General features: G+C 65.4%; 2 protein-coding genes. Both read left to right on the forward strand.

What is annotated here, in order from left to right; translation table 11 throughout:
* Positions 1–320 precede the first annotated feature (320 nt).
* Positions 321–1619, forward strand: a complete 1299-nt coding sequence (locus VM221_02240; GenBank protein HUT73638.1) for a transposase — start codon at positions 321–323, stop codon at positions 1617–1619.
* Between the two features lie 192 nt (positions 1620–1811).
* A partial coding sequence (locus VM221_02245) for a hypothetical protein (GenBank protein HUT73639.1) occupies positions 1812–2003 on the forward strand: 192 nt, incomplete at its 3' end.

Raw genomic sequence — 2003 nt, forward strand, 5'->3', positions numbered from 1 at the left:
ATACGATAATCACCTATTCAACTGTCTTGTTGAATAGCATACACAACGGCCAAGCCGCTGTCAAGGCCCGGATTCGGCGGCGGGGTCGGCACCCGCTCGAACGGTACCGAGGCTCTTGCGATAGCTCGTGATGGCTGGAGCTTCTCGACCTGATGCGATGGCCGAAAGAAACGCTTCCCCCAAGATTCGAATGTGCGGGGGGCGTGGGCGCCGCTTTCAGGGCCGGAGGGCGAATTTCTCCCCCCAGCAACAGGGGCTTCCTACAGCCGCGTGGAATCTTGAGGTGATCAAGCCGAAAGAAACCGCGCGGGAGGAAGCCCATGAGTTATGTTCGCCAGGGCACGCTGTTCCCCTTCGAGGATTTTGTCGCCGCGCATGATGACAACGAGCGCTTGGTGCTGACGCTGGCGGCGCTGCCGGATGAAACGTTGCTTTGCTGGTTGCGCGAGCAACGTCAGCAGCGCCGCGATGATTATCCTTACGAGATGCTGTGGCGCTGCCTGATCGCCAAGTATGTCTATCAGATCAAGAGCTACGCCGAGTTGATCCGCGAGTTGCGGCGCAATGGTTCGTTACGCTGGTTGGTGGGGATCGAGAGTCTCGAGGGGGTGCCGCACGATTACCACTTCAGCCGTTTGTTGAAGGTACTCTCGTCGGCGCCGGGTCTGGCGCAGTTGCAGGCGATGTTTGACCGGCTGGTCGAGCAGTTGCGCGCGGCGCTGCCGGGGCTGGGCGAGCGCCTGGCGGTGGATGCCACGGCGGTGCATGCCTACAGCAATGAGCTGCGCAAAGACAAGAGCGATCCGGACGCGGCGTGGAGCGCGCGGCCCAAGCGTCAGCGGCGGCGCCGGGCCAGTGGCGGGGTCGAGCAATACCTGGACTACTGGTTCGGCTACTCGGTGCATCTGGTGGTGGACTGCCCGACCGAACTGCCGGTGGCTTTCGAGGTGACGGCGGCCAACGAGAATGAGACAACGCGCTTTGAACCGCTGCTGGAGCAACTGCAGCGCGCGCACGAGCCGTTGGTGTCTCGCACCCGGTTCGTGGTGGCTGACGCGGGCTATGACAGCACGGACAACTGCCGCTATGTGCTGCAGGAGCTGCAGGCCTTGCCGATCATCAAGATGCGGCTGACGCAGCAGCGGGCCGCTCGGGATCAGCCCTTCGCGGGCGCGACCAGCCTGTGCACCGAACTGGGGACGCAGCTTTGCGACAGCGGCCATAGGATGGTGTACGCCGGGCGCGACGGGGACTACCTGAAGTGGCGCTGCCCGGTGGCGTGCGGGCAGGCGGAGCGATGCACGGCTTTCGGGCGCTGCAGCGCCTCGCCCTATGGCACGGTGCGCAAGATCAGCATTTGGGAGGACCCGCGGCGCTTCCCGGGGTTGGCGCGAGAGAGCAAGAAGTGGCGGCGCGAGTACCGCCACCGCACGGCGGCCGAGCGGGTGAATGCGCGGCTCAAGGATTTTCTGCTGCTCGACGAGCTGACGGTGCGCGGCATGAACAAGGTGACAGCGCACGTGACGCTGGGGTTGCTGGTGATGCTGGCGGGCGCGGCGGCGATGGTGGGAGCGGACAAGAGGGAGCGGATGCGGCAGGTGGTGCGCCTGGTGGCCTGAGCGCGGCTGCAGAAAGTTGTACCGCCCAGGCAGTAGTACGGCTGCTGATCGGGCGAGCGGGCACGGGAGACCCCTGGCAGCGGGATGTCGCGGCGCATCATACCGCCGCAGGTGCCCTCAAAGGTCACTGGGGCAACGATGGTCCGTTGCCGCCGCTGCAACGGCCCCGTGGACGGCGCTATCGCAAGAGGCTTGCTGTTTGAGCGGCCTCCGCGGCTCCTGGTGGGCTCACAGTTCGCGGTCAGTCTCCTCGCGCCGGTCGGTCGGTTCCAGGCCGGGGAAGGCACCGAAAAGATCGCCTGGCGGCTAGTCCAGGCGGCGCAGGTTCCCGCGCACAAGCTCCAGGGCCTCACCAAAGGCAAGGGGCTCACGCTCGGCCAAGTC

It is taken from the genome of Armatimonadota bacterium, from assembly GCA_035527535.1.
In the GTDB taxonomy this organism is placed as follows: domain Bacteria; phylum Armatimonadota; class Hebobacteria.

Coding starts and splice junctions, on each gene's coding strand:
- VM221_02240 (HUT73638.1), top strand. CDS start 321: ATGAGTTATGTTCGCCAGGGCACGCTGTTCCCCTTCGAGGATTTTGTC.